The 4,383-nt window shown below is 69.6% G+C and carries 2 protein-coding genes, 1 tRNA gene and 3 pseudogenes; 1 reads left to right on the forward strand and 5 read right to left on the reverse strand.

The window, feature by feature from the left end; translation table 11 throughout:
- The 4 genes and pseudogenes from ACRDP3_RS18670 to ACRDP3_RS18685 all read right to left on the reverse strand — a co-directional run.
- Positions 1 to 180, reverse strand: a pseudogene (locus ACRDP3_RS18670) (aspartate aminotransferase family protein); the annotation flags it as partial.
- 192 nt (positions 181 to 372) lie between these two features.
- A complete protein-coding gene (pepN, locus tag ACRDP3_RS18675; RefSeq protein ID WP_431518106.1) occupies positions 373 to 2,928 on the reverse strand; it encodes an aminopeptidase N in 2,556 nt (851 codons plus the stop codon).
- Between the two features lie 61 nt (positions 2,929 to 2,989).
- A pseudogene (locus tag ACRDP3_RS18680) lies at positions 2,990 to 3,162 on the reverse strand (helix-turn-helix domain-containing protein); the annotation flags it as partial.
- A 176-nt stretch (positions 3,163 to 3,338) separates the two neighbouring features.
- Positions 3,339 to 3,411: transfer RNA gene (locus tag ACRDP3_RS18685), tRNA-Leu, on the reverse strand.
- Positions 3,412 to 3,509: 98 nt separating this feature from the next.
- Here ACRDP3_RS18685 and ACRDP3_RS18690 point away from each other — a divergent pair.
- A complete protein-coding gene (locus ACRDP3_RS18690) occupies positions 3,510 to 4,184 on the forward strand; it encodes an ANTAR domain-containing response regulator (RefSeq protein WP_431518107.1) in 675 nt (224 codons plus the stop codon).
- A gap of 64 nt (positions 4,185 to 4,248) precedes the next feature.
- Here ACRDP3_RS18690 and ACRDP3_RS18695 read toward each other — a convergent pair.
- Positions 4,249 to 4,383: pseudogene (locus ACRDP3_RS18695) on the reverse strand (ABC transporter ATP-binding protein); the annotation flags it as partial.

Raw genomic sequence — 4,383 nt, forward strand, 5'->3', positions numbered from 1 at the left:
GCCCAGCACCGCCCGTACCGCGGCGGCGACCCGCTGAGGGCCGCCACGCGGCAACGGACCGCGGCGCGCTGCCGTCCCCTCCGCCAGCGCGTCGAGCACCACGCCGGTCAACGACCGGAGCGCGGCGGGCCCTTCGGTGCCGCCCGCGAGCAAGGAGGAATCGTCGGCGTACGCAGGCATGGTCGAGGCTCTTTCGGGGTCGCGGTCCTACAAGCCCCACGGTTCGGCGGGTGCACGCAGGGAGCACCCGCCGAACCGTGGAGAAGCGGTGAGGCAGCCACAACCTAGGTGCGCACCAGCCCCGCATTCCCCGATCACGCGGCTTGTTCGCCCGAAGGGGTGATCAGCCCGCTCCGGGAGCAGGCCGCCGCGCTATCCTCCGCTGTTCGCACGCGCCCGCCCCGACCCCGCCCCTCCCGCCCGCACCCGCAACGCCCGCCCCAGCTCGTCCAGTTGGTCCGCCAGCTCACGCCGCAACGCGGGCGTCACATCCTCCCGGCGCAGACACTCTGCGCCCCGCCGCGACACCGACTCCTCCACGACCGTACGAGGAAACCCCTGCCGCCCCACGAGCGCCGCCACGGCCGCACCCCGCCGCGCCGCCAACGGCACCGCATCCTCGAAGAACCGCTCCGCATAGCCGCTCAGCAAGCCGTACTGCTCCGGCTGCCAGAAACCCTCCGCCGTCGCCCGCAGCAGATAGTTCGACAACACGTCGTCCGGCCCGAACATCGCCTCCCACGCCGCCGCCTTCCCCGCCGCATCAGGCAACGCCGCCCGGCACCGCGCCGCGCCCTCCGCACCCGTCGCACTCGGATCCGCCGCCGACGCCGCGTCGATCTCCGCACCGTCCACCGCACCCAGCACCGACAACCGCAGCAACAGCCGCCACCGCAACTCCGCGTCCAGCACCGGCCCCCCGGGCACCGACCCCGACACCCACCACGCGTACAACTCGTCCGGCGCCGTCGCGCAGTCGATGAACCGCCGCACCGCCGTCAACCGCAGCCCCGCGGCATCCCCGCCGGCGTCCACACCACCCGACAGCACCTCACGGCACGTCTCACCCAGCAGATCCAGCGCCGCACCCCGCCGCTCCGGCGGCAGAAAACGGTCCGCCACCGCTCCCCGCGCGAAACCCAGCACACCCTCCAGCACCGCGACGTCCGTCTCCCGCGCACAGTGCGCGCGTACGGCCGCCAGAAACTCACCCGGCGCCAACTCCCCGTCCCGCACCATGTCCCGCGCCGCGTTCCACACCACCGCACGCGACAACGCGTCCGGCAGCCCCGACAGCGCACCCCGCACCGTCTCCCACGAACCCTCGTCCAGCCGCACCTTCGCGTACGTCAGGTCCCCGTCGTTCACCAGCACCAGATCAGGACGAGGACCCGCGGCCACCACCACCGACTCCGCCTCGCCGGCGGCGACATCACGCTCCAGCCGCTCCCGCAGCACCAGACGGGAAGGCTCGGCGGGCGCCACATCGTAGAAACCCAGCGCCACCCGGTGCGGCCGGCTCCCCGCACGCGCCACCGCCACCGACCACTGACCGTTCCCCTCCGCCACCCGCGGCGTCAGCGTGTCCACCCCCGTCGTCCGCAGCCACCGCTCCGCCCAGCCGTGCACATCACGGCCCGACGCGCGTGCCATCGAATCGATGAAATCCGCCAGCGCCGCATTCCCGAAACGGTGCCGCGTCAGATGGTCGTTGACACCCGCCAGGAAACCCCTCTCACCCAGCCACGCCACCAACTGACGCAGCGCCGAAGCGCCCTTCGCATACGAGATCCCGTCGAAATTGAGCAACGCCTCAGCCGTATCCGGCACCAACTCCGGTGCCGGAGCCACCGGATGAGTCGACGGCCGCTGATCCGCGTCATAACCCCACCCCTTGCGGGCGACCGCGAAATCCGTCCAGGCATCCGTGAAACGCGTCGCCTCCGACAACACCTGACACCCCATGTACTCCGCGAACGACTCGTTCAGCCACGTGTCGTCCCACCAGCGCAGCGTCACCAGATCGCCGAACCACATGTGCGCCATCTCGTGCGCGACGGTCACCCCACGCGTCTGCCGCTGCTGCTCCGTGACCGCCGACCGGAACACGTACTCGTCCCGGAACGTCACCAGCCCCGGATTCTCCATCGCCCCCGCGTTGAACTCCGGTACGAACGCCTGGTCGTACGAATCGAACGGGTACGGCTCGTCGAAGATCTCGTGATAGCGGTCGAAGCACCGTCGCGTGACATCCAGCAGCTCCTCCGCGTCCGCGTCCAGGAACTCCCCGAGCGAGCGCCGCACATGCAGGCCGAACGGCAACCCCGCGTGCTCCGTCCGCACCGAGTGGTACGGACCCGCCACCACCGCCACCAGATACGTACTCAGCAGCGGCGTCGGGGCGAACTCCCAACGGCCCCCGCCGGCTTTGCGCGCCACCCCGTTCCCCAGCACCGTCCAGTCCTCCGGCGCGGTCACCGACACCTCGAAGACGGCCTTCAGATCCGGCTGATCGAAACACGCGAAGACCAGCGACGCGTCCGTCATGAAGCACTGCGTGTACACGTACACTCGCCCGTCGGCCGGATCGGTGAACCGGTGCATCCCCTCACCGACCCGTGAATACGGCATCTCCGCCACGACCCGCAGCTCATGCGCTCCCTCGGCCAGCCCCCGCAGCGACAGCCGCCCTTCCGCGAAAGCGTCCGGCGCCAGCGCCACGCCGTCCAGCTCGGCCCGCACCAACGCGGTGGGCCGCACCTCCGCGAACGTGTCGGCGCCGCCCTGGCCCTCCCGCACGGCGAACCGCACGGTCGTCACCGACCCGAAGACCTCCTCACCCCGCGTCAGGTCAAGGTCGACGACGTACCGCTCCACGTCGATGAGCTGGGCCCGGAGTTGCGCCTCGGCGCGCGTCAGTACGGTCATGCGGCCCATGCTCCCGCACGCCACCGGCGGGCGCACCCGTGTAACTCACGCCGCCCGGCCAGTACTTCGGCCCGACGTGCTCGTCCATCAACGCGACGGAAGCCCGGCGGGCGACGGAGACGTGAACGCTCGTCGCCCCCTCCGGGCCACCTTCCATTCGACGCCGACCTTGTCCAAGGCGTCGCAGTACAGGCCCACGATGTCCGCCGACGTGTTGGTGAAGAAGTAGTGCGGAGAGTTGAGGCTGCGTCCCTGGTCGAGAAGGGGAAGAGAGCCTTTACGCACCGCGACGTGGTACATGCTCGCGAGCTTGGCGAGCTTGTGTGCGACGCACAGGGAATCGAAGGATCACGCCTTCGTGCGAGTGAAGATCCGCGATATCGCTTGCGCCTTTAGAATCAAAGGCGAAGTGCCCCGAGTCGGATTCGAACCGACGCTGTATGGGTTTTGAATCCATTGCCTCTACCGCTGGGCTACCGGGGCGAGCACGAATCGAAGGTTTAGGACCTCCTGCTGTCCGACCACGATACAGGACCCCGGTAGGCTCGTACCTCCCACCTGTGCGGAAAACGAGGAGCCCAGTGAGCAGCGCGGACGTCCCCGAGCCCAACAATTCCGACACCTCCGGCACCGAGTCCGGCACCGGCACCGAGAACGCTCATGTGCCGCCGTTGACGACGCGGGTCGTGATCGCCGAGGACGAGGCGCTGATCCGGATGGATCTCAAGGAGATGCTGGAGGAGGAGGGGTACTCCGTCGTCGGGGAGGCCGGGGACGGGCAGGCCGCGGTGGAGCTGACTCGGGAGCACCGGCCGGATCTGTGCATCTTCGATGTGAAGATGCCGGTGCTGGACGGGATCTCCGCCGCGGAGAAGATCGCGGAGGAGAGCATCGCGCCGGTGCTGATGCTGACCGCGTTCTCCCAGCGGGAGCTGGTGGAGCGGGCGCGGGACGCGGGGGCGATGGCGTACCTGGTGAAGCCGTTCAGCAAGAGTGACGTGGTGCCTGCCATCGAGATGGCGGTGTCGCGGTTCACGGAGCTGCGGGCGCTGGAGAAGGAGGTCGCGGACCTCTCCCAGCGGCTGGAGACGCGGAAGCTGGTGGACCGGGCGAAGAGTGTGCTGCAGACGCAGTACGGGTTGACGGAGCCGGCTGCGTTCCGGTGGATACAGAAGACGTCGATGGACCGGCGGTTGTCGATGCAGCAGGTCGCCGAGGCTGTGATCGCCGACGGCGAGGAGAAGAAGCAGCAGTAGCAGCAGTGACGTTGGGGCCGCCCTGCATCAGGGCGGCCCCGTTCGCGTATGCGGCGTGCGTCGGTCAGTCCTCGCCGAGGTACGCCTTGCGTACCGATTCGTCGTGCATCAGCTCTTGGCCGGTGCCCGACAGGGCGATGGTGCCGATCTCCATGACGTGGCCGTGGTCGGCCAGGGAGAGGGCGGCCGGGGCGTTCTG

The sequence above is a fragment of the Streptomyces sp. genome (genome assembly GCF_050698815.1).
Lineage (GTDB): Bacteria > Actinomycetota > Actinomycetes > Streptomycetales > Streptomycetaceae > Streptomyces.